The 21,927-nt window shown below is 48.8% G+C and carries 24 protein-coding genes; 7 read left to right on the plus strand and 17 right to left on the minus strand.

Annotated elements, in window-relative coordinates:
- Positions 1–150 precede the first annotated feature (150 nt).
- Positions 151–369: a helix-turn-helix transcriptional regulator gene (locus AC1DWB_RS18565; protein WP_477542574.1), complete on the minus strand. Its 219-nt coding sequence runs from the start codon at positions 367–369 to the stop codon at positions 151–153.
- Between the two features lies 1 nt (position 370).
- Positions 371–817 carry a hypothetical protein gene (locus AC1DWB_RS18570; protein ID WP_477542575.1) on the minus strand — a complete coding sequence of 149 codons (447 nt, stop codon included), beginning with the start codon at positions 815–817 and terminating at the stop codon, positions 371–373.
- 407 nt (positions 818–1,224) lie between these two features.
- On the opposite strand from AC1DWB_RS18570, the gene AC1DWB_RS18575 reads away from it, so the two are divergent.
- Together AC1DWB_RS18575 and AC1DWB_RS18580 are read left to right on the plus strand one after the other, a co-directional pair.
- On the plus strand, positions 1,225–1,620 hold the full coding sequence (locus AC1DWB_RS18575) for a DUF6376 family protein (RefSeq protein ID WP_477542576.1): 396 nt from the start codon (positions 1,225–1,227) through the stop codon (positions 1,618–1,620).
- 124 nt (positions 1,621–1,744) lie between these two features.
- Positions 1,745–2,212 carry a hypothetical protein gene (locus AC1DWB_RS18580; protein WP_477542577.1) on the plus strand — a complete coding sequence of 156 codons (468 nt, stop codon included), beginning with the start codon at positions 1,745–1,747 and terminating at the stop codon, positions 2,210–2,212.
- A 351-nt stretch (positions 2,213–2,563) separates the two neighbouring features.
- On the opposite strand, the gene AC1DWB_RS18585 is transcribed toward AC1DWB_RS18580, so the two are convergent.
- From AC1DWB_RS18585 to AC1DWB_RS18605, 5 genes are read right to left on the minus strand one after another with little or no spacing between them, the layout of a single operon-like run.
- A complete protein-coding gene (locus AC1DWB_RS18585) occupies positions 2,564–3,331 on the minus strand; it encodes an ABC transporter permease (RefSeq protein WP_477542578.1) in 768 nt (255 codons plus the stop codon).
- Entirely contained in the window at positions 3,332–4,093 is a 762-nt protein-coding gene (locus tag AC1DWB_RS18590; protein ID WP_477542579.1) for an ABC transporter ATP-binding protein, read from the minus strand.
- A 12-nt stretch (positions 4,094–4,105) separates the two neighbouring features.
- Positions 4,106–4,972, minus strand: coding sequence for a pentapeptide repeat-containing protein (locus tag AC1DWB_RS18595; protein WP_477542580.1), 867 nt, complete (start codon positions 4,970–4,972; stop codon positions 4,106–4,108).
- Positions 4,973–4,986: 14 nt separating this feature from the next.
- The gene (locus AC1DWB_RS18600) at positions 4,987–5,316 is read right to left on the minus strand and encodes a PadR family transcriptional regulator (protein ID WP_477542581.1); all 330 of its coding nucleotides are present in this window, start codon (positions 5,314–5,316) and stop codon (positions 4,987–4,989) included.
- The gene (locus AC1DWB_RS18605) at positions 5,313–5,771 is read right to left on the minus strand and encodes a hypothetical protein (protein WP_477542582.1); all 459 of its coding nucleotides are present in this window, start codon (positions 5,769–5,771) and stop codon (positions 5,313–5,315) included. Before AC1DWB_RS18605 ends, AC1DWB_RS18600 begins: the two co-directional genes overlap by 4 nt.
- 137 nt (positions 5,772–5,908) lie before the next feature.
- Between AC1DWB_RS18605 and AC1DWB_RS18610 the strand changes: the two genes are divergently transcribed.
- Positions 5,909–6,706 carry a TetR/AcrR family transcriptional regulator gene (locus tag AC1DWB_RS18610; protein WP_477542583.1) on the plus strand — a complete coding sequence of 266 codons (798 nt, stop codon included), beginning with the start codon at positions 5,909–5,911 and terminating at the stop codon, positions 6,704–6,706.
- 78 nt (positions 6,707–6,784) lie between these two features.
- Here AC1DWB_RS18610 and AC1DWB_RS18615 read toward each other — a convergent pair whose 3' ends face one another.
- The gene (locus AC1DWB_RS18615; RefSeq protein ID WP_477542584.1) at positions 6,785–8,347 is read right to left on the minus strand and encodes an MFS transporter; all 1,563 of its coding nucleotides are present in this window, start codon (positions 8,345–8,347) and stop codon (positions 6,785–6,787) included.
- Positions 8,348–8,940: 593 nt separating this feature from the next.
- Here AC1DWB_RS18615 and AC1DWB_RS18620 point away from each other — a divergent pair.
- The gene (locus AC1DWB_RS18620) at positions 8,941–9,852 is read left to right on the plus strand and encodes an SDR family oxidoreductase (protein WP_477542597.1); all 912 of its coding nucleotides are present in this window, start codon (positions 8,941–8,943) and stop codon (positions 9,850–9,852) included.
- A 507-nt stretch (positions 9,853–10,359) separates the two neighbouring features.
- Here AC1DWB_RS18620 and AC1DWB_RS18625 read toward each other — a convergent pair.
- The 6 genes from AC1DWB_RS18625 to AC1DWB_RS18650 all read right to left on the minus strand — a co-directional run bounded on the left by AC1DWB_RS18625 (position 10,360) and on the right by AC1DWB_RS18650 (position 15,625).
- Positions 10,360–11,346: an NAD(P)-dependent alcohol dehydrogenase gene (locus AC1DWB_RS18625; RefSeq protein ID WP_477542598.1), complete on the minus strand. Its 987-nt coding sequence runs from the start codon at positions 11,344–11,346 to the stop codon at positions 10,360–10,362.
- Positions 11,331–12,044 (minus strand): DUF4386 domain-containing protein, encoded by a 714-nt coding sequence (locus AC1DWB_RS18630; RefSeq protein ID WP_477542585.1) that lies wholly within the window; start codon positions 12,042–12,044, stop codon positions 11,331–11,333. The genes AC1DWB_RS18625 and AC1DWB_RS18630 overlap by 16 nt, the downstream gene beginning before the upstream one ends.
- Complete coding sequence (locus tag AC1DWB_RS18635) at positions 12,022–12,246, minus strand: helix-turn-helix transcriptional regulator (protein WP_477542586.1); 225 nt, start codon at positions 12,244–12,246, stop codon at positions 12,022–12,024. The genes AC1DWB_RS18630 and AC1DWB_RS18635 overlap by 23 nt, the downstream gene beginning before the upstream one ends.
- A 1-nt stretch (position 12,247) precedes the next feature.
- Entirely contained in the window at positions 12,248–12,694 is a 447-nt protein-coding gene (locus AC1DWB_RS18640) for a hypothetical protein (RefSeq protein WP_477542587.1), read from the minus strand.
- A gap of 117 nt (positions 12,695–12,811) precedes the next feature.
- A complete protein-coding gene (locus AC1DWB_RS18645; protein ID WP_477542588.1) occupies positions 12,812–13,504 on the minus strand; it encodes a response regulator transcription factor in 693 nt (230 codons plus the stop codon).
- 24 nt (positions 13,505–13,528) lie between these two features.
- Positions 13,529–15,625, minus strand: a complete 2,097-nt coding sequence (locus AC1DWB_RS18650; RefSeq protein WP_477542589.1) for a GAF domain-containing sensor histidine kinase — start codon at positions 15,623–15,625, stop codon at positions 13,529–13,531.
- Between the two features lie 208 nt (positions 15,626–15,833).
- Between AC1DWB_RS18650 and AC1DWB_RS18655 the strand changes: the two genes are divergently transcribed.
- Together AC1DWB_RS18655 and AC1DWB_RS18660 are read left to right on the plus strand one after the other, a co-directional pair.
- Positions 15,834–16,424, plus strand: coding sequence for a hypothetical protein (locus AC1DWB_RS18655; protein ID WP_477542590.1), 591 nt, complete (start codon positions 15,834–15,836; stop codon positions 16,422–16,424).
- A gap of 263 nt (positions 16,425–16,687) precedes the next feature.
- Positions 16,688–17,656: an NAD(P)-dependent alcohol dehydrogenase gene (locus AC1DWB_RS18660; RefSeq protein ID WP_477542599.1), complete on the plus strand. Its 969-nt coding sequence runs from the start codon at positions 16,688–16,690 to the stop codon at positions 17,654–17,656.
- Positions 17,657–17,777: 121 nt separating this feature from the next.
- Here the strand turns inward: AC1DWB_RS18660 and AC1DWB_RS18665 are convergent, their stop codons facing one another.
- Together AC1DWB_RS18665 and AC1DWB_RS18670 are read right to left on the minus strand one after the other, a co-directional pair.
- Complete coding sequence (locus tag AC1DWB_RS18665; RefSeq protein WP_477542591.1) at positions 17,778–18,644, minus strand: stalk domain-containing protein; 867 nt, start codon at positions 18,642–18,644, stop codon at positions 17,778–17,780.
- Positions 18,645–18,787: 143 nt separating this feature from the next.
- Positions 18,788–19,969 (minus strand): S-layer homology domain-containing protein, encoded by a 1,182-nt coding sequence (locus AC1DWB_RS18670; protein ID WP_477542592.1) that lies wholly within the window; start codon positions 19,967–19,969, stop codon positions 18,788–18,790.
- 276 nt (positions 19,970–20,245) lie between these two features.
- Between AC1DWB_RS18670 and AC1DWB_RS18675 the strand changes: the two genes are divergently transcribed.
- Complete coding sequence (locus AC1DWB_RS18675) at positions 20,246–20,401, plus strand: hypothetical protein (protein ID WP_477542593.1); 156 nt, start codon at positions 20,246–20,248, stop codon at positions 20,399–20,401.
- A gap of 268 nt (positions 20,402–20,669) precedes the next feature.
- On the opposite strand, the gene AC1DWB_RS18680 is transcribed toward AC1DWB_RS18675, so the two are convergent.
- Positions 20,670–21,927: GNAT family N-acetyltransferase (locus AC1DWB_RS18680; protein WP_477542594.1), on the minus strand; the 1,258-nt coding region annotated here is incomplete at its 5' end.

Consider the following 21,927-nt stretch of genomic DNA (forward strand, 5'->3'; position numbering starts at 1 on the left):
ATTAAGAGGTCAAAGAAGTAGCGATGATGACATTTCCTCTTTTACGACCGATATCGGCATATCGATGAGCTTCAGCCGCTTGGTCCAGTGGGTATTGCCGATTAATCAATCCGGCCGTTGCGAATTTCACTCCCCAGTTTTATCCACGTTTCATTGCTTATCATCATATTGAAAGACCTCTTCGATGGACTTTCCGAAAACACGCGCGATGCGAAAAGCCAACTCCAATGAAGGTGAATAATTCCCCTTCTCGATAGCAAAAATCGTTTGTCTGGTGACCCCAGCCTTATCTGCTAATTGCTGCTGGGTCATCTCGTTATGATGAAAGCGAAGATTCCGTATATGATTGCTGATCGCATCCTTTCCCATGTTAAACTCCTTTTCTATAAAAATATAATTGGGCGATACGTCCCAGAAGATCGGATAAAAAACCGAAGAAGATCAACACAAGAAACGTTAAGTAAGTTGGAAGATCCGTAACGAGCGGAACCATGGATAATATAAACCCGAGGAAAAACACATAAAGCGAAATCCGGTCTGCCTTCAACTCGATGATCTTATCAAACTCATCTTCAAAAGAAGGCTCATCTTCATTCGTGGCGATCTTATTGAAGATGACAAACACGATATGAATGATAACCTTAGCTACAATCGACACCGGGAGCAGCACCAGAATGAAGGAACCCCAAAAACTGAAGTCGCTGGCCGAAGTGATGCTGCCTTCCTCGGCATTTTTTATCGCGTATAAAGTGTAGAGGGTGAAGATGAGTATACTGCTGATGATGGAAACAAAAATTTTTTTTTCTTGATAGGACATATTGACCTCCTAATTAAAGTATAATTCACAAAATGTAAACAAAACTATACAAAATATAATTAAAACTAGATCCTTTGTCAAGTTTATTTTACATATAGGTTATTCACTAGGAAGGGCGCAGTCATGATTGGCAGCAGCAGATGGCAAAACTTGTTCTGGTTCGCTTTTGTTCTTTGCACGCCGCAAGTGGCATCTGAATCCGAATAGGTTTTCTCGCACGCGCAAGTGCTTTGATTCGGGCAATCGCAGCGTGCTCAGGCTACTATGAGCTGGCACTTTCGAAATATTGGGTACGCCAATAAAGTTACGCCATGCCTGATTTTTCGGCTCTTTTAACTGTCTCACGAGCTCTCGGAACGAGGAAATTTCCGGTCTGACCGCCATATTTATATAGCGGAGCGATCTTCTTGAGCACAATAATGCGATTGCGATTTCTGCTCGTAATGCTTGCAATCTGCTTGCTGCCGGGATGCTCTTTATTCGATGGCGTGAACAATTCATTGGAATATGTCGATCAAGCAACAACCTATTCAAGCCCCTGCATTGCCAAGGGAATTCACGAACAGTTGATAAGCTATAATGAGACGCTGATGAAAGAGATTAACGGCTACCTGGAGAAAATCAATAATGGGGCTATCGACTTGAAATCCATTGCGAATTCGCAAATGGTCGAAACGATCACAAAAATAACCGGAATCTTGGATCAAGTCAAAAAGCCGAAAAGGACAGAACAAATAGCGTTAACCACGACCGGAGATCCGATCTCTCCTTCGCGATTAATGGATTACCTTTCCCCCGACTAAAGTCCGGTTCAAATAAAGCCGCAGGTCTGTTCTTGTTAATACTGGTACTAATATATAATAATGTCTAAACGAAGTGAGTCAACAGTCGATATATAAAAAAATTGAAGATACAGAGGTGCTTCAGATGGATTTTCTGAAAGGCATTGGGAAGCTGGCGGGCGATGTGACAGGTAAAGTGCTTGGAGGTACTGTGCGAGTTGCTGGTGAGCTTGTTAATAGCAATTACATTAAAGAGATCGGTAATGATGTAGAAAGAGTAACGGCCAAGACGGGTGRAATCGCAGGGCAAGCAGCGAGTGGCGTATGGGATGTAGGCGCAGGCTTGTTAACGGCGGATAAACGTCAAGCGAAGACGGGAATCGACGAGTTTGGAGATGCTGTAACTACAACTGTTAAAGGTGTTGGCCATGGGATCGAATACGTGGTCGAAAGCGGGAAAGATATGGTGACAGGCATCAAAGAAAACGATAAAGTGCTACTTAAAGAAGGCGCAATGAAGCTGGGGAAGGCAGTGGCGATCACCACAATTGGTATCGGCTTGGTGGATCTTGTCGATGGCCCAGACGGAACAGATACGTCAGATACAGCTTAAAAGCAACACCAAAAAACAGAGAATGCAGCTGAGCAAATAGGGCATGGCTGGATTTACATCATAACACTGCCATTTGTACAGGATTTCCATGCAATAAGAAAAGGAACCGCCGAAGGCGGTTCCTACTTACTTCACCATTGATTGATACGTTCCACAATGCCTAGCTCATGCAGGTTTTCTTTCCACACATTCCTCAAATCCATACTATATGACATTTTTTCAACATGAGCGACCCATAGCACGATAACTCGGATAAATACCCTCTTGATGTAAGCCCGGTATAAGTGTTTATAATGACACTCGTATTTTTGTCTTCTCTGTTGTTCAATATAGAAAAAGCTGATCTTTTTTTCACACTCGCTTTTTATACACCCTCATTGCAAAGAAATAGGCTACGAGCAAAATCCCAACGCACCACGCAAGAGCGACCCATATATCATTGCCTACCGGCTGACCTGACAGCAACGCACGGATGGCTTCCACAATCGAGGTCACCGGCTGGTTTTCAGCAAAGGCACGGACGACTGACGGCATCGACTCGGTCGGCACAAATGCCGAGCTGATAAACGGCAGGAAGATAAGGGGATAGGAAAACGCGCTTGCACCTTCCACCGATGTTGCGGACAGTCCGGCAATCGCCGCGACCCAAGTTAATGCCAGCGTAAACAGCACGAGTATACCGACTACGGCAAGCCAAGACAGTACCCCCGCCGACGAGCGAAAGCCCATAATGAGCGCTACGAGAATGATGACGACAATAGAAATGACGTTGGATACCACCGAGGTCAGCACGTGCCCCCACAGCACGGCGGAACGCGCAATCGGCATGGTGTGAAATCGCTCAATTATGCCCCTTTGCTTATCCAAAAACAGGCGGTAAGCCGTATAGGATATACCGCTTGCAATCGCAATCAGCAGGATACCGGGCAACAGGTAGTTCACATAGTTATCCGTACCGGTTTGGATTGCGCCGCCAAACACATAGACGAACAGCAGCATCATCGCAATCGGAGTGATGCAGACCGTGAAGATGGTGTCCATACTGCGGGAAATATGGCGCATGGAACGTCCTAGCATAACACTCAAATCGCTGAAAAAGTGTTTCTTTGTCGCTTCCATTTACTTTCCCTCCTTTTTGCCGACGATGGAGAGGAATATCTCCTCCAAGGTCGGCTGTTTTTCAACATACTCCACCGTTGTGGATGGGAACAGCTTTTTTAGCTCCGAAAGCGTGCCGCCCGCAATAATTCTACCCTCGTGCAAAATGGCAATTCGGTCGGCAAGCTGCTCAGCTTCCTCTAAATACTGCGTGGTCAGGAGTACCGTCGTGCCGCCGTCGGCAAGCTCCTTGACAGTCTTCCATACCTCGATACGCGACTCGGGGTCAAGTCCAGTGGTCGGCTCGTCGAGGAAAATGATCTGCGGTTTTCCCACTAGGCTCAAGGCGATGTCGAGCCTGCGGCGCATACCACCCGAATAAGTAGACACCTTGCGGTCGGCGGCATCTGTCAGGCCGAAGCGTATAAGCAAGTCGTCCGCAACCTGGCGCGGATTTTTGAGGTATCGTAGCTTGGCAATCATGATAAGATTTTCCCGTCCGGTTAAAATCTCGTCCACGGCGGCAAATTGACCAGTCAGACTGATCGCCTGCCGCACATTCTCAGGATTTGAAGCAACATCGAATCCGTTTATGGTGGCGGTTCCACTGTCTGGTTTGAGCAGCGTGGTGAGGATTTTGACAACCGTTGTCTTGCCCGCCCCGTTAGAGCCGAGCAGGGCGAAAATACTGCCCTTTTCCACCTCGAAATCTACGCCCTTTAGGACTTGAAGCTGCTTGTAGGACTTTTGCAGCCCAGTCACTTGAATGGATTTAGTTTGCATGTTTCTTCCTCCTTATCGGACTGTAACCTTTGACAAATCGGCATCTATGCCTTTGAGCGAAGCATAGGTCAACTTATCCATCATTGCGCCGTCAAAGCAGATGGTTTTGATGGCACGGTAATATTTCTTAGACAACGTAAACCCCGGAAGGAAAGACACATTCTTAAGTGTCGCGCCTCTAAACGAAACTTTGTTCAGCGCCGCCTTGCCAAACTTGACACCGATAAAGGTTTGCCCGTCAAAACACAGACCTGTCAGATCGGAATATTCGAAGTCCACGCCGTCAAAGATACAGTTATCGAAAATTGTTTTTCTAAGGTCAGTCGTGTTCAGCCTGACATCTGTCAATTTTGAGCCTATAAATTTTGCGCCTACTAGGCCCGCCGATTTGTAGTTGGTACGGACTAGAATTGATTTATTGAAGCTCGCATCCGAAAGGTCTAGAGCAGAAAAGTTGCAGTCGGTTAGGTTTGCGCTGTCGAAATTGGCTTCACGGACATCGCTGCCCGCAAACGTGCTGCCGGTCAAGTCAGCGTTCGAAAAGTCGGATCCTCGCAGTGCGCTCCCTGAAAATTTCCCTTTATGCGCAATAACACCAGCAAAGTCGCTCTTAGGTAGATTGCTTCCGCTAAAGTTTGTTACCACCTGCCGCTCCAGCGAGCGGGAGAGGTTAGCGACCTCTTGTACCGTTTCCTCAATGTCGCCGATGCTTTCAATGGTCATCTTAAAAGCTGTTTCATCGTCCTTGCCTTCGGCTTTGAGTTCACGGAACCGCTCTTGCAAATCGGAGAGCAGGTCTGTCTTTAATTCGGTGACGCTTTTTACCCCATCGTATGGTGCGAAAACGCTGTTCAAATAGTTGGTCAATTTCTCATTCATGGTATCCAATCTCCTTATAATAAGTTTTCAAGTACGCGCTTTGCGTACTCCCAGTTGCTTTTGTTGCGGTCGTAAGCAGCCTTACCCTTTTCGGTAATCCTAAAATATTTACGCCGTCCACCTTGAGATTCATCGCCCCAATACCACTCGATATCACCGTCCACCTCAAGCCGCCGGACGCTGGAGTACATCGTGGCCTCCTTTAATTCATACTCACCACCCGAGCGCTCGGCAATCAGCTTGACAATCTCGTACCCGTAGCGGTCAGCTTCGGATAAGAGCCGTAAAATCATCGTATCGGTATGTCCGCGCAGCAGGTCGGATGTAATTTTGTTCTCGCTCATAATATCACCCCCGCATCTGTATAATACGACATACTACTATGAGTGTCAAGGTAATATTTTAAGTTAGGTACTTTGTTTGAAAAGTAAGATATAAATTCATAACGGGTGTTGTGCGCTTGCAACGTCGGGTGTTCGTCGTACAGCGTTTGTTCGGTTAGCATGTACCCGACGTACTGGCGAATATGGTCGGCGGTCAGTTCCTCCAGCTTGAGCGTCGGATACTTTTTGGCCAACCAACGTTGCAGGTAGCGGTAGTGACTTTCGTGGTCGCTCAGCGTCCGGGGCTTAAAACCCTCCGTTTTCTTGGCACGAAGAAACAAGGCAAAGTAGTAATCAAGCGGATGGTGCAAGGTGATGTACCCTAAATAAGGGCAAGTTTTTAGGGAAAACTCGTGGGAGCCTGCAAAGTAGTGTTGAGCGGCACGGTTTTGGGCTGGAAAGCGACTCCGATCCATCGCGTCTCGTTCCTATCCTTTCCGATCTTACTTCTTCTTGATATACTGTTTATGCGGTAAACACTTTTGTGTAAGACGGCTTCGCATATGCAAGCGATTCTAAGGCCGCTACGAACGACTAAGGAGAGGTAGATCGGATGCATAGAAACGACATCACGCCGGAGGATGCGGCAAAATTGCTTCCGCCAGGCGCAGCGATCGGCTGGGGATTGGTGAAGCCGCCGCAGCGCGGGCCTAAACGGGAGATGACCATCGATCAAATCGTGAAGAAGGCGATCGGAATCGCGGACAAGGACGGCCTCGCCGCCGTCTCGATGAACCGGGTCGCGGCGGAGCTCGGCTTCTCTGCGATGTCCCTCTACCGCTACCTTCCGAGCAAGGACGACCTGCTGCTCCTTATGCAGGATGCTGCATGCGATATTCCTTTGCCGCCGGAGAGACCTCCACATGAATGGCGGGAGAGCATACGTGAGTACGTGATGGGCTCGATAGGGGTTTTTCGCGATCATCCGTGGTATGCAGACATCCCGATCTTCGGCATTCCAATTGCGCCAAATAATCTGCGCATCGTGGATTGGGCGCTCCGGCCTCTGCGGGACATGCATCTGAACGATTACGAGAAAATGTCCATCGTTCTGTTACTGAGTAGCTACGCCCGTTCTTGCGGGATGCTCCAGAGGGATATCGATCGTGCGATTCAGGCCGGTTCCAGCGAGGAAGAGTTCAGCGGGCTCAATTATTCGGCGGCGTTACAAGTTCTAGTCAAGCCGGAACAATACCCGAACCTGCATCCGCTAGTCATGTCCGGCGCCTATACCGGTGAGAACGAAAGTGAGGACACCGTTGGCAACGACATGGAATTCGGATTGGAGCGGATTCTGGACGGGATCGAACAATATTTGAATCGAAAAAAGAGCGGCACAACGTACAAATAAAGCTACTTCGCGAAACAACAAGAAGGCTATTTCAAGGTTGGATCACCTGAAATAGCCTTTTTTGTTCGTGATTTGATGTTACGCGGCGATACTAGCGGCCGCCTTCTTCTCACGGAGCAGGACCAAAGTGGCTGCAGCGGTAAGCAACAGGATGACGCCGGCGACGAGACAGGTGACATGCATGGCTATCATGAAAGCTTCCTGAGAGGCATTTATCACTTGGGATGCTGCATCGGCCGGCAAATGCTGCGCGGCGGCGGACGCTCCGGCAATGGTCTGCCCGGCCGATTGGGCTGCTTCCGGCGCGAGGTTCGAGGGCAGAAGAGGCGATATGGCATTGCGGTAGACGGCCGCGAGTACACAGCCGAGAAGTGCGATGCCGAAGGCGCCCCCGAGCTCGCTGGAAGTCTCGATGAGGCCTCCTACGGCTCCCGCGCGGTCGGCCGAAGTAACACCCACGACATAATCGGTGACGAGGGTCATAGCGGAAACGATTCCCGCCGCGACCAATCCGGCTCCAACAAGGACGACGGTAAGTGGTAGGAAGCCTTCGAGTTGCACTTGAGTCAGTACGCCGAATCCAATCGCCGACAGTAGTATGCCTCCGGCCATAACGCGAGGCCTCCCGTACGTTAACGACAACTTGGCGGCAATCGGTGCCGCTGCCCCAACGGCAACCGAAGGCAGCACGCTCCAAAGGGACGCGACGAACGGGGAGTACCCGAGAACCGACTGGAGGAATTGGGTAGTGACCAATGCGCTCGCCATGAGGGTGAACGTAGCAATCAGGTTAACGAAGATCGAACCGCCGATTCGCCGCTCCATCAATGCACGGATATCGATCAGAGAGTTTGGGATCTTCAACTGGCGCCGAACGAATACGATTCCGAAAAGCAAGCCTGCTGCAAGCAGAACGGCAGGCATCATGGCCCAGCCATGTTCGGCGAGTGTCTTGACACCGTAAGTAACGGGCAGGATGGCAGCGAGAGCAAGGATCGAACTGAACGCGTCGATTCGCATACGTACGGTGCTTCGGGACTCCGGTAGCAGGAATGGCGCGATGATCAGCAGCAGCGCCATGGCCGGGATATTAATGAGGAACACCGCACCCCAGGAGAAGGAATCGAGGAGCAAGCCTCCGATAATCGGCCCGATGGTGACACCGCTAGCCATGACGGCGCTCCAAACCGACAACGCTTTAGCCCGCTGCGTCGGGTCATGGAACATCGTACGAACGAGGGCCAGCGTCGAGGGCATGAGGGTCGAGCCGGCAACCCCCAAAATACCGCGGGCCAGAATCAAAGCATCGGCCGTCTGGGCGTACGCCGCGAACACTGAACTCAGGGCGAATCCCACCGCGCCCATCATGAGCAATCGCCGACGTCCGACCCGATCGCCGACCGCGCCCATGGTCAGCAGCAGACCTCCGAGAATGAATCCGTAAACGTCGAAAATCCACAATTGTTGGGTCGCAGTGGGATGCAACTCCACAGCAATCGCGGGTGCGGCGAAGAACAAGACGGATACGTCCATCGATACGACCATCAGCGGGAGACATAAGACGATAAGTGCGATCCATTCCTTGCGGCCGGCCTGTTTGTCGCCTGCTTGAATAGCGTCGGCCATTTTTGTAGTCTTCATTATGATTCTCTCCTTACTGTTTATGATATAAACTGTAATGTTTATAAACAGTATATTAAATAAACAGTATAAGGTCAACACAATTAAAATAAATTCCATTTCACGGCATCAGATTAAAGAAAGGCCATCCCGCAAAGGATGGCCCTAAAACTTGCCGATATCGACAGCGCGCTGAACCGTACATAAGTAACGGCGAAATATTTGGTGAAACGGTCCTTGGTAACATATCAAATCTTCCTAGCAACAATGAAATATTCCTGAGAACTTTTCTTCAAGCAATCCGATTCAACAATTGAAAAATTCCCTTCCTCAATTGTATCGATTAAATTGCGTATTTTAAGTGATCTTATAGTCGGCACTAACCCAACTCTATCTGCAAAGAATAACAAGTTTCTTAGAAATATCTTTTCTCCCACGCATGGTGTTGCAGAAATCAATAATCCTCCTGGTTTCAACAGTTCATTCTATGAAATTATTGCGCTAAGGGGCAGCATAGTTGAAAAACTATCTTTGCAAGTTTTTAATATGACATCTCCTGTCATAATGGGACTCTATAATAGAGGAACAATCAATGAAAGGAGTTGTAACAGATCATAAAACGATTAGACGGAAAAGTAGCCTTGGTAGCAGGTGCAACACGCGGCGCTGGTCGAGGAATAGCTATTGAATTAGGAGCAGCAGGAGCGACCGTTTATGTGACTGGACGCACGACAAGAACACAACGCTCCGAGTACAATCGTCCTGAAACAATTGAAGAAACCGCTGAACTTGTAAGTCGTGCGGGGGGCAGAGGTATAGCGGTTCCAGCGGATCATCTTGATCCCGATCAGGTTAGAGCTCTAATTGCACGCATTGAGAGCGAGCAGGGGCGACTGGACGTGCTTGTCAACGATATTTGGGGAGCAGAGCATCTGATACAATGGAACGTGCCGATATGGGAGCATTCGCTGGAAGGCGGGCTTCGCATGCTCCGGCTTGCGATTGACACACATGTCATTACGAGCCATTTCGCGCTGCCCCTGCTAATCCGGAGTGGGAACGGGCTTCTAGTGGAGATGACGGACGGCACGGCGGCGTACAACAATCGGAACTACCGGCTGTCGCTGTTCTACGATTTGGCGAAAATGTCCGTTATTCGCATGGCCCATTCGCTGGCCCGTGAGCTTCAGCCGCATCAATGCACTGCCGTAGCAGTTACACCGGGCTGGATGCGTTCCGAGATTATGCTCGAACTCTTCGGCGTTCGGGAAGACAACTGGCGCGATGCTCTTGAGAAGGAACCGCATTTTATAATCTCGGAGACGCCGCGATTTGTAGGGCGTGCCATTGCCGCACTGGCAGGCGACCCGGAGGTTGCCCGCTGGAACGGCCAATCCGTATCGAGCGGCGAACTCGCACAAGTATACGATTTTTATGATCTTGACGGTTCACAGCCAGATGCCTGGCGGTATATCGTAGAAGTACAGGATGCAGGTAAACCAGCGAACGCTTCCGGGTACCGCTAATATTCAATTGTGATGGCTTGCAAACAACCGTTCAACAACCTGCAAACAATAGAGTAAGTGACATCCAACCCCTCGGGGTGTTACCCTGCTTCACTTGGCCTTTTGTTGGCGTTCCGTTTGACTTGGCCTAGCCACAGGTGGATGCCTCGCCTTGGCTCAAACGGTATTGTTTCATCAGCCCCGTCGTCTACGGCATTCCCGCCGCGCTGCTCGGAACCCCTACTCATAGGGGTTCGTGGAGGGATAAGAAGCTGGAGCGATTGGATTAGTTATGCAGAGAACCCGATTGCTGCGTGGGAAGAGTAAGAGCCGAGAGGCTGCGTGAGACGCGGGTTTGGGGGCTGTGACAGGTTAGGAGCAAGTGACCTGTTGCGCCCTCTTTGGGTTGTTCTGCAAACAGTACGGAGCAAGAGCAAGAATTCCTTCGGAGCAATTGGCTTGCGTAGACGCAGATAGAATTAGCAGAAATTTATCATGATAAGTGTAGCGGTCAGGCGCAACGTTTTGTTAGATTTTGTTATTATGGTTCAAAGCTATGACTACATTTCCTTTTTTGCGACCTTGATCGACATACCGGTGCGCCTCGATCATTTGCTCCAGCGGATAGCAGCGATCAATAACTGGTTTCAGCCGGCCCGTCTCAGTAAGCTCTTTGAGAAAAACTAGATCTTCTTTTCGGGTGACTGCTGTCCCACCGATGACTTTCTTGTCTGTTGTCATCGAATACCACAGCCCTTTAAACTCGGACCCCGTCATCCCCGTATGAAGATAATATCCATTGTTCTTCAGCGAGTTTTTACATTGTGATAGCGTAGTCTTGCCTACCGTATCAAAAATAATATCGTAGGTCTGACCGTTTTTGGTAAAATCCACTTGGGTATAGTCTAGTACCTTATCGGCTCCTAGAGATTTCACCATTTCTAAATTCGCAGTACTGCATACCCCGGTCACTTCCGCCCCAAAGTACTTGGCAAGCTGTACCGCAAACGTGCCTACACTTCCCGAAGCACCATTGATGAGGACTTTTTTTCCGGGCTGGATGTTGCCTTTTTTGAGAAAATACAGAGCAGTGTTTGCTCCAATAGGAAGAGTAGCGGCTTCCTCATAGGTCAAATGGTTCGGTTTGGTTACCACTACCCCATCCTCGGGCAGACATTTGTACTCGGCGTGGGCACCAAAATTCACCTTGAAGGTCGATGCAAAAATCGGGTCACCTACCTTGAACCGTGTTACATCTTTGCCGACTGCTTCAACTTCACCGGCTAGTTCCATCCCGAATATCGGATTTCTTGGTTTTCTGAAACCTAAAGCGATTCTACCGGGCAGCCAGAACATCGGGGGGACCGTAAAACTTCGCATTCTACAATCGCCGACGTTTACGGTTGTCACATGCACTTTTACCAATATTTCATTGTCTTTGGGCGTAGGTTTTTCGACCTCTTTGAGCTCAAGAACCTCCGGTGATCCGTATTTTGTTGCTACAATTGCTTTAATAAGTATTCCTCCTTCGATAAATGGAATCCTTTTACGATAAGCCATACCGCTAGAATCATTTCATATAAGGCTACCGGAATCGCCAAAACGGCTCCCCATGTTGAAAGTTGAAGGATGATACCGAACATTTCTAACAAGGCTGCAATAAAAATGAGTGTTGCTCCGGTAAGACCCATGAGTGATATAAATCGGGGAACGAGTTTTGATTTATAGAGTAAATAACTGCACATCATCGTATTTATACCTAGCATGAAATTAGGCCCTAGCATAAAGGTCCAGTCATGTACGGCTTTTAATAATGTACCTGAAGTTTGATAAGAGGATGCATTCGGATCAGCTGCTTTTACAAAATCCTGACTTAAGGTCAATAGGGATAATACACTGATTATTCCGACAATAATRATTACGGCTTCAAGAAACCTTAAGCAAACATACCCAAGAGCTATACTTTCATTGTACTTCCTTAATATTGGAAACATCATAATCGAAGTGCCAATAGCCGAACAGACAAGAATTAACTCCATAAGCGCTCCCAGTATCACCTGATTTGCATTTTCAGAACCTTTAATAAGGTAATCGGGACCATTTAGAATAGGATCGTATAAAGTAACACCTATAATTGACGAAACCGTCGCAAGTATGAATAGGACTCCCACAATGATTGCGGTTTTTCGGTTAGAATTCATTTTCAACCCCATAAAAGAACACCTCCTCCAAAGGTAAGTTGAAGGCTAGAGCAATGCGAAAAGCCAGTTCCAGAGACGGAGAATAGTTTCCCTTTTCTAGGGCCACGATGGTTTGTCTTGTTACGCCCACCTTGTCAGCCAACTGCTGCTGGGTCATTTCGTTATGATTGAATCGTAATTTTCGGATGTGATTGCTGACAAGATTTTTGCTCATATTAGACTCCTCTCCGATAGTGATAAAGTTTCGTAACGGAGCCGGTCACATCGGAGATGAATCCGGAGGCGATCAGGATTATGAACAACACCTGTGACGGCTGATCGACGACCAGCGATCCCATGGCAAGAAGAAAGCCGACGATAAATACATAAAAAGAATTTCGGGTCGCTTTCAAATCGATGAGCTTATCCAGTTCATCCGCAAATGTTGGTTCCTTTTCTCGGGTCGTTATTCTAAAGACGATGTTAAAAATAATGCTGATAATGATATGTGCGACGATTGAAATCAAAGTCAGGATGAGGACGAAGGAACCCCAATAGTGAAAGGTTTCCGTCAACTCCTGCCCCCCTTTGGGGTACTGGGGATACATGTACAAGCAATAAGATCCGAAAATGAGTATGGTGCTGATCAACGATACGATGCTCTTCTTTTCTTGATAGGTCATGGTTGTGCCTCCTGTACGTTCCCCTATACTCTAAGTAAGGTGATATGTACATAATGTAATATAAAATATTCATAATGTCAAGCATACTATACATTAGTTCGATAGCTGTCCAAGCCGTCAATGCCGTGATTGCTGGACGAGCTTGCGGGCCTCGTGGCGGTCGATGACTTGCAGCTTATTGAGGATGGTCGACACATTGTTGGCGACGGTTTTGCCGCTGATCTGAAGCCGCGCGGCAATCTGGGCATTCGTATCTCCGCTAGCGATGCCCGCCAGGATTTCCGCCTCACGCCGGGTCAATTCGGCGAAGGCAGGAACACCCGACAGCCCGGAACCGCTGATTCCCGGAACCGCTGTTTCTTCGGACTGCGGGTTCATTACGACCGTCGGGGCAGGGGAGGAGAAGTAATGCATCATGCGCGCTGCGATCTCCGTACTGAATACGGCCCGCCCGGTACCGACCATGCGGATGGCTTGCAGCAGTTCTTCCTCTTCCGCGTCCTTCAGCACATAGCCTTTGGCCCCGACTCGCATCGCGGTAAAGACAGACTGATCGTCCCGATACATAGTGAGCATCAAGATCTCGATGGCAGGGAACCGCTCCTTGATCGTTTGAGTCGCTTCGATGCCGTTTAGGACAGGCAAGCGTATATCCATAAGCATAAGATCCGGCTTCAGTTCTTCGGCCCGCCGGATGGCCTCTTCACCATTGGAGGCTTCCCCGACAACCTCCAGGTCATCGGTCAGCGCGAGCAAGCTTCGCACACCGTTTCGGAACATCGGGTGATCTTCGGCAATTACGATTCTCATCCGTTTCATCCTCCTTCGTCACCCTTACTCTAAAGGCAAAACTGCCCAAACCCGCGTGCCGCCTGAGGCTGGTCGCTCGACTCCGCATTCCCCGCCGATCTCGGCAGCCCGCTCTCGCATGGAGAGCAAGCCGATGCCGCCGGAAATGCCGAGCGCTGCTTGGCTCCCCCCGGTCCCAACACCGTCGTCTGATATTTCTAGGAACAGTTGATTGGCCCTGGTGAGGGATAACCGCACTTTGCACACCGTAGCCTCTGCATGCTTGACGACATTGACCATCGATTCCGTGACGATTCGATAGGCGGCTACTTCCACGGCAGCCCGAAGGGCCGGAAGCATCGGAGGAGCTTCGATCTGGAACTGAAGCGACTCCTTGCCTGCCTCGCCAAGCATCCACTGTGCCGGTCTGGACATCTCTTCCATGCGGGTCCGAATCGCGCCGATCAAGCCTAGCTGATCCAGAGCGGGCGGACGCAGGTCGTTGACTAGGGAACGGATGTCTTCGACCGTCGCGCGAATCACACGGCTCAGCTCGTCAAGCATGTCAACGGCAACTGCAGGGTCTTTTTCTACGTATTTGCGGGCTATCGTGGCATTCAAGGCTATCGCCGCCAATCTCGGAGCGAGATCGTCATGCAGATTGTTGCGGATCAGCCGGCGCTCCTCCTCCCGGGCGAGCACGAGCTTCTCCCGTGACTCCTGCAGGTCTTCAGCCAAGCGCCTCATTCCCTGCAGCATATCCGCATTATGGACGAGCGGCCCGGCTTGGCGAAGTAAAACCTCCAAGAAAATATGGTCCTCAGAAGAGAAGGTTTCCCCAGCCGATCGGCTAGCGGCATAAAGGGTACCCAATGTCTGACCGTGGTAAATAATCGGAAAAGCATGCAAGTCCTGCTCGTCTCTTCGGGACCCGGCTTCGGCTATGATCGTCTCCTGCCCTTCGATACCGATCGAAATACCCGCATACGGCAAACGAAGGGCATCCTTGACCTGCGCCGCGATGGCCGTCAGCATCGCATCAGGCGCTATGGGCTTCATCAGTTGGCTGCCCATCTCCAATAAGACGGCATAGGGGTCATCGTGGCGACCCTTCAGCATCCGGTTCACTTGACGCTGCAGCCATTCCTTGATCGGAGCGAAGACAGCAGCGACCAGTCCTGTCGCGATCAGCGAGACGACGAAATGATTCCAAGTGTCAAAGAGTCGGCCCAAGTAGAGCACGACCGCGGTGTACAGCAGGACGACACAGATGGTCAACGCCCCATAGACGAGCGTCCTGTTGACGAGCGGGTTGATGTCCCATAGGCGCCGCCTCAGTACAGCCAGCGTCAACGTCACCGGAATGGCGGATAGGCACAGATGCAAAGCGGTATTTAAATAAATAAAACTCGTAGCTGTACCCTTGTAGATGCTCGGGTCGAACAAAAGGCTGATCAGTGCGAAGCCGACGAAGCTTACGACCACGCCATAGACGACCCACTTGGTCTGCTGGCGCTGCTCGGGCGAGGACATGCGCCTGAACCGGTAAGATTGAGCATAGATAAGCAGCGTCACTGTCGACAGGTACCAGGCGAACTGGAGAAAAGTCGGCAGCCGGAGCTCCTCCCAAGCGTTGCCCCTATAAAAGAAGTTTGCGATGTCCACAATGACGATCACACCCATCGCGAACCGCGACCATGCCGGTACGAAGCGACCGTTCGGGAACAGCAAGCAAAACAGGGAAATGGAAATCCACCCCGTCGCCGACACGCCATGAAACCAAATCCGTGCGAACGATGCGTCCTCCGAGCCTACCATCACGAGAGAAGGAAAGGCTGTTCCGAATGCTACCATAGCTAAAGCAGCCAATAGCCCCATCGGTTCCCGCGAGCCTTTCCATAACAAGATCGCCGCCGAGCCATAGAATACCGCTGTGAACGCGCAATCGATGGAAATAAGTAGAAGGGCGATTGTCTGCTCGGATAATCCCTCGGGGTTCAGGGTTAGCGCGGGGACGGACAGGCCGCAGCCGCTCGATATGCATTGCGACAGCAGCTCGTGGTAATAACTGGGGATGCAATTGACGTACAGCGCGGCGGTGACCGCAAAGAAAACGCCGACTACCAGTAGGTACACTCTCATTTTATCCATGCTCCTATTATAACGAGGCTTCGCTTGCCTGAATACGGGACGATGTGGATTTCCCGCCTGCATTCCCGGATTTCCCGGATTCGGGATGCTGCAGCTTCCCGTCATTTCGGGTAATACATCCTCTGTTGCTCGGGATAGCCCCCCTTGTATGATGAATATCGATCGAGGAAAGCCAATAACATTGGAGGGATTGAATCATATGAGTGAAACAAGAGTGGTGCAATGGTTAGGAATGATTTGTTTGTTGGCAGGGATAGCGCGAATGGGCATGACGCCGTCGTCGTTCATCTGGGGGACCGATAGCGTTCCCGAATTGGTATTCGGTTATACAGCGTGCATCTTAATGTCGGTATGCTCCATTGCCATCTACCTGGTGCAATCGAGGGAGACCGGGGGGCTTGGCTTCATCAGCGCGCTAGGCATTATTGTAGGGAACATCTTGACGACGGTCTTGCTGTTCCTTACCTTTGTCATGGAGCCTGGCGCACCAGAGCCGGATAGCCTGGCGCTCACGATTACGGGCATGGGGAGCATGATCGGATTGACGGGAGGGACGCTATTGTTCGCGATCGTGACCTACCGTGCGCGAGTGTTTCCACGCTGGATCGTGGGCTTGCATGCGCTTATGCTGCTCAGTGCGTTTCTGCCGATTGTAGACAACAAGCTATTCGCCCTGTTCTGGGGGCTCACATATGTGGGCATGGGCTTCTGCATTTGGACGGGAAGGCTGAATTCGAGGTCAGGGCACCAATCCATAGGGCCAGCCAATCCGAGCGTCCACAGCCTATGATCCCTTTGTGCCGAAGAACGTGGTGAAATAAGTTTCTATACAAGTAGAAAGACCCGCCTTGATCCTCCGACGAGTATCGACAAGGCGGGTCTTTCTGCGCTTGATTGGGTGGGAAGAAGATTAGTCGTGTAATCTTAAATTGACAATATGTATGGTATAAGTTACATTATGTACATAAAACCTTACTTGAAGTAAGTATAAGCATACAGGAGGAGGGAATATGTTCAAGAAGTATTCTTTATCGAAAATAAGGAGGAATTCTTATAAAAGCGATCGTGTGCGCCAAATACGGAACGCCGGATGTTCTTCAGCTTAAAGAAGTAGAAAAACCTACTCCTAAGAACAATGAAGTACGGATCAAAATGTATGCGGCAGTTGTGACACCCTCGGACTGTGCCTTTCGAAAGGCAGACCCCTTTATGATCAGATTTCTATATGGTCTCAGTAGACCCAAATATTCGATATTAGGGGTTGAGCTAGCTGGGGAAATTGATTCAGTAGGCCAAGATGTAAAGTTATTTAAGAAAGGGGATCAGGTTTTTGGTATCAGTCCGAATAGCTTTGGTACTTATGCCGAGTACATGTGTTTGCCCGAAGATAAACCGGTGATCCTTAAACCGGCCAATGCGACCTATGAAGAAGCCGTCGGTGTTTGTGACGGGGCATTAACTGCATTGATTTTCCTTAGGGATACTGCGAATGTTCAGCTTGGACAAAAGGTTCTTGTTAATGGGGCTTCTGGAGCAGTAGGTGCTTATGCTGTACAGCTTGCCAGGTACTTCGGGGCAGAAGTGACAGGAGTATGCAGTACCAACAATTTAGCATTGGTGAAATCTCTGGGAGCCGATAAGGTGATTGATTATACCCAAGAGGACTTTACCAAAGGAGGTCAGACCTATGACGTTATTTTCGACGCGGTAGGCAAGCGTTCATTTTCACAATGTAAAGGCTCACTAAAGCAAAGAGGGATCTATCTCTCCACTGTCCCTGCACTGGGAACTATGTTTCAAATGTTATGGACTTCCAAGTTCGGCAGCAAAAAAGCCATATTTACGGCCGCAGGCTTAAAGCAGAATAAAGAAAATCTAGTCTTCCTCAAAGAGCTTTTTGAGGTGGGAAACATAAAATCGGTCATCGATAGACGCTATCGGTTGGATCAAACGGCCGAGGCTCATAGGTATGTTGAAAAAGGACACAAAAAAGGAAATGTGGTCCTAACTTTGCATGAGTAAGGTTGAGAGGTTATTTTACGAAATAGGCATGTTCGTACGCGTAGTAATTGGTAACAACCATAGACAGGCCGCAAACATCATCGTTGCAACCTGTCTTGGTATTGACCCCATTATTGCTTTTTTACAGCACCTTACAATTTGCTTCCTTTAACGCGGTATTCATACCCTCTTTCAACGTCTTTAAGTATTGTTCAAATCCATTCGCTCCGTTGTTGCCGCGATTATAGTTTTCCGTAGCATTCGTGATGTTCCTTTGATGTGTTTCAATAATGTTTCTACATATAGCGTCCTGGTATGGGTTCGGAAGAACAAGTACAGGCTCAGGTTCTTGCGGCAAGTTGGGGGGAGAAGACATATCCGTCTTGTCATCTACAGATGAAGTTTTCCATTTCTTAATAAATTCGTATTCCGCCAATTTCTTATTTTGAAAAGCAAGGGCATCCGCTCGCTGAATGACAGTCATTTTCACTATTTTATTATTGTAAAAGCCTGTATTGAGAGTACTATTGACAACAAGCACGTCAACCGATGGGTCGGTCAAAATGCTTGATAAAGCCACGATCCGATCGTTATCTTTGGTCGAATCGTAAATTATTTCTAGATCTACTTGTAAGTAGGGACCATATTCATTGTGAATCAGCTTAATATTTCTAGCACTGTATTCTTTGGCTTTGGCATTTAAAGTTTTTAAGTTGGTGGAAGCATCTGGAGTAGGAGTAGGAGTAGGAGTAGGAAGGGTAAGCTCGACACTGTACTTCTCCTCATCCCATTTCACGGACATGCCGGTCTGACGCAGCAGATACAGCGGGACCATGGTGCGTCCGTCACGGATGACAGCTGGCGCGTCTTCGACTTTCAGTTCGTTCCCTCCAACTAACACCCGAACGATGGGATCTCCGTTATAATCTCCATTCATACTTGAGGCTTGTACGATGCCGGCGAACCCTAATAATAAAAGAGGGATTGCGATCATTTGTTTTACTTTCATACCAGTTTCTCTCTCCTTTAACCCGAGCATTCTTATTGAACCCAACGGACTCGGCTTCTCAAGCACGAGTCAATTTTACCGCGCTTTGTTAAAATAGTAGGAGAGACGCCCGACCCTTGCCGGGGTAGAGTTTGACGATAGGTCTAGGACTTGGCATCTATATCCCCCACGTAAAACATCACTTTATTATCGCCGTTTTCTGTTAATTTTTCCGGAAATCTAATTTTCGATTGGATCTCTATGTAAGGGATTCCGTCCACAGACATAGTGACTTTGTTGGAAGTATCGGTTAACTGCTCATAGGTGAATAGCTTGGTCTCGTTGTTAATCGTGACATAGAAATCGACGATTTGTTGAGATTCGAGCCAGAGTTTGATGGTTTTAACTTTTTCACCCTCAGGGGATTCATTGAATACAGCAATAAAATGAATATCGTTGTTATAAAATAAATTGTTGACTCCAGTTCCGTGTGAACTTTTCGGATAGATGAAGTCACGATTTGCATCGGGATAGGGGTCCGGTTCAGGTGTTGCGCGTGTATAACCCTCTCCCACAATATTGAAAAGCCGGTGTAGTATAGTGACAAACTCAGCACGTGTGACAGGCCTCGATGGATAGAAATTGCCTAGATGATCCGCAGTCATGAGCCCTCTCGTCTGAAAAGTACTAAGCGCCCGTGCTTTAACCCACTCTAAGTCTTGATTGATTTCGATTTCCGTATCGTTTTCTTGAATGGCCCCTATAATGGGGACGAGAGGAGAATAGGCTAGATTCCAGCTTTCGTATTGTTCAAAGGAGCGGAAAACTTTCTTTTCCACGTCTTTGATCTTGGATAAAATGTTCATAAGCGGCTGCCCGCTCAGTTCTCCCAGGTTGTCCAGCTCGGGGAACAGAGCGTTTAAAACGATCAGCATATCCCAACGTGTCATCTTCTTATCTGGAGAATAAGTGTAGGATTCATTCTTCCAGTTCTGCTCATCTGCAGCGTAGATAGGCCAGATCGTGCTATAAAGCTCTGCAAATTCGCGACTTGCCCAATGCTCGGGGGGAACACCCGGCATACTCTCGGGTTCTGGCTCTCGCAGTAGAGGAAACAGCCGATGAACCATCACGGTGAATTCCGCCTTCGTCACGGGCTGGTCCGGTTTAAAACTGCCGTCAGGGAAGCCTTGCACCACCTTGCGATCTATCATGAAATCGATGGACGGCTGCGCCCATGCATACTGTTTCACATCGACATCACGAAATGCGGCAAATGTGAGTGATACGTTCCATGTACAACAGAAGATGATGATGACGGTGAAAAGTAGTAATTGTCTTTTCAAAACTTTGCACTCCCCAATGTTTGTTTGAATTTTGGATGTTAATAAATCCCAAAATCTCTCCTGATTTTAGCAAAAGGGGTGGCTTTCGTCACGAACTATTTACTCCAATAATTACCTGGCGCGAAGGTAGGTCTCAGGCGAGCCCCGTATCGGTCAATACCGTGATGACGGTGATGAACCGCCTGCTGGATAAAGGTCATCTTACAAAGGTACAGACCGGAACCGGCCGGGCTCAAGTAGCCAAGTTCAACACCTTGCAGTCGAGAGCAGTTCCTCATGGAACAGACTAGAGAAGTGTCGCAGGGACTCATCCAGGAATACGGAAGTTTGGTCGTAAACCACATGATCGATTCGCTTGATGATGTTGATTCGGGGGTGATCGCGAGGTTGGAGCGCAAATTAAGTGAAATCAAACGCGGTAACAAACCATGAACCCTCTGGTCAAGCTAAGATGGGTCTATACGCTGATGATCGTATTCGTTGCTAATCAAATCCGGGGTAACAGGTTGCAGGGCACCGTCATGACATACGTCTTGTCAGCTTGTACATTTTGGTTGGTCTCGTATTGCGCGATAGGCCTTGTCGTAGGGTTAGGGAACATGGGCAGGCGAATCTGTACTTGGGCAAGAGTAAGGCCGAGTGTTGCTAACACTCGGCCGGTACAATTGATTTGGATGGGGTGCCCTCCAAATGTTCTGTTTTAAGGAAATCTCAATTCTCGTATAACCTCACGTTCATTGCGACTCACCTCTTGAAAACCGAGTGAATCGTACAAGCGGGCGGCAGCTTCATTCTCCAGGCGATGACCAAGCACGATTTTGTCGCAGTCGTGCTTTCCTTTAATATAGCTAATAAGCTCTCCTATGCCGGATCGTCCGAACCCTTGATGTTGGAACTTTTGATCGATCATATAGGCCATGATCCAGTAGCTCCCGTCATCGGGATCGACGGCGTAGACTGTAAATCCTACTAATTGCTCACCCACGTACATAGCTAATGGAGTAAATCCGCAATACGCCGACTCTGCTAGCCAATACACAGCTGGGACAGGGAAAACGTTCTTTTGCTCGTCTGTAACTTGAAGTTGAGTGCAGAGATACCAATTGTTATGATCGATCGGCTTAAGTTGTACTATTGACCGATATCGTTCACGTATCCGATCACATGCCTTCAGCAACTTATCTTTGAGCCGAGTGACCCACTCCGGGGGGCTAGGGATATCCATATCCTCAACACTACGGAGAAGTCGTGCGAACATATAGACATCTGCAAACTTTTGGAAAACGGGGAGTAAGCTCACGTACTTATCGTCTAATAACTTGACTGATCTATACCCAGCAAGAAAGTGCTCCATCTTCCGTCTGGCTTCTTCACCATCTTGTTCGAGGAGATCGGAAATGGCGGACGTAACGTCCATCATGAACCAATGAACCATCGTTTCATCGAAATCAATCGCGCAATACCGTGCTTCCTCAGCGATGTAGAAGATATTATCAGTCTCAAAATCATAATGGATCAGCCCGGTATGACCCTCTCCAGTCGGCAACTCAGCTAACTGCTCCCGCAATCGGTTAAGTTGTTGCTGAAGTTCAGCTTCACGGGGATAGCGCTGCAATACTGACGAGATAAACGTCAGCGCATCGTCCCATCTTCTTGTTGTCGTTGCAGGGGTATAGGTTTCGGATAAATGATGAAGAGAAGCGAGAGATTTACCCCAGTTTTCAAAATGAAGATCTGACATCTGTTCAAGCGGGATATGAATTCCCTGGGCATGCTCAAAAACGACTCCGTAATATAGTCCGTTCTCCGTTGGGATAGTTTCTATCCAATGCCCGTTCTTGGAACGAACAGGAGCAACAGTCGGATAACCCTTGTCTATCAAATACAGCATGAAATCAAGTTCAGCCTGAATATGCCCGATTGTGTTGTCTTCTTCATGAATGAATCGGAGGAAGTGC

The organism is Paenibacillus sp. P4_E11, from assembly GCF_056401635.1.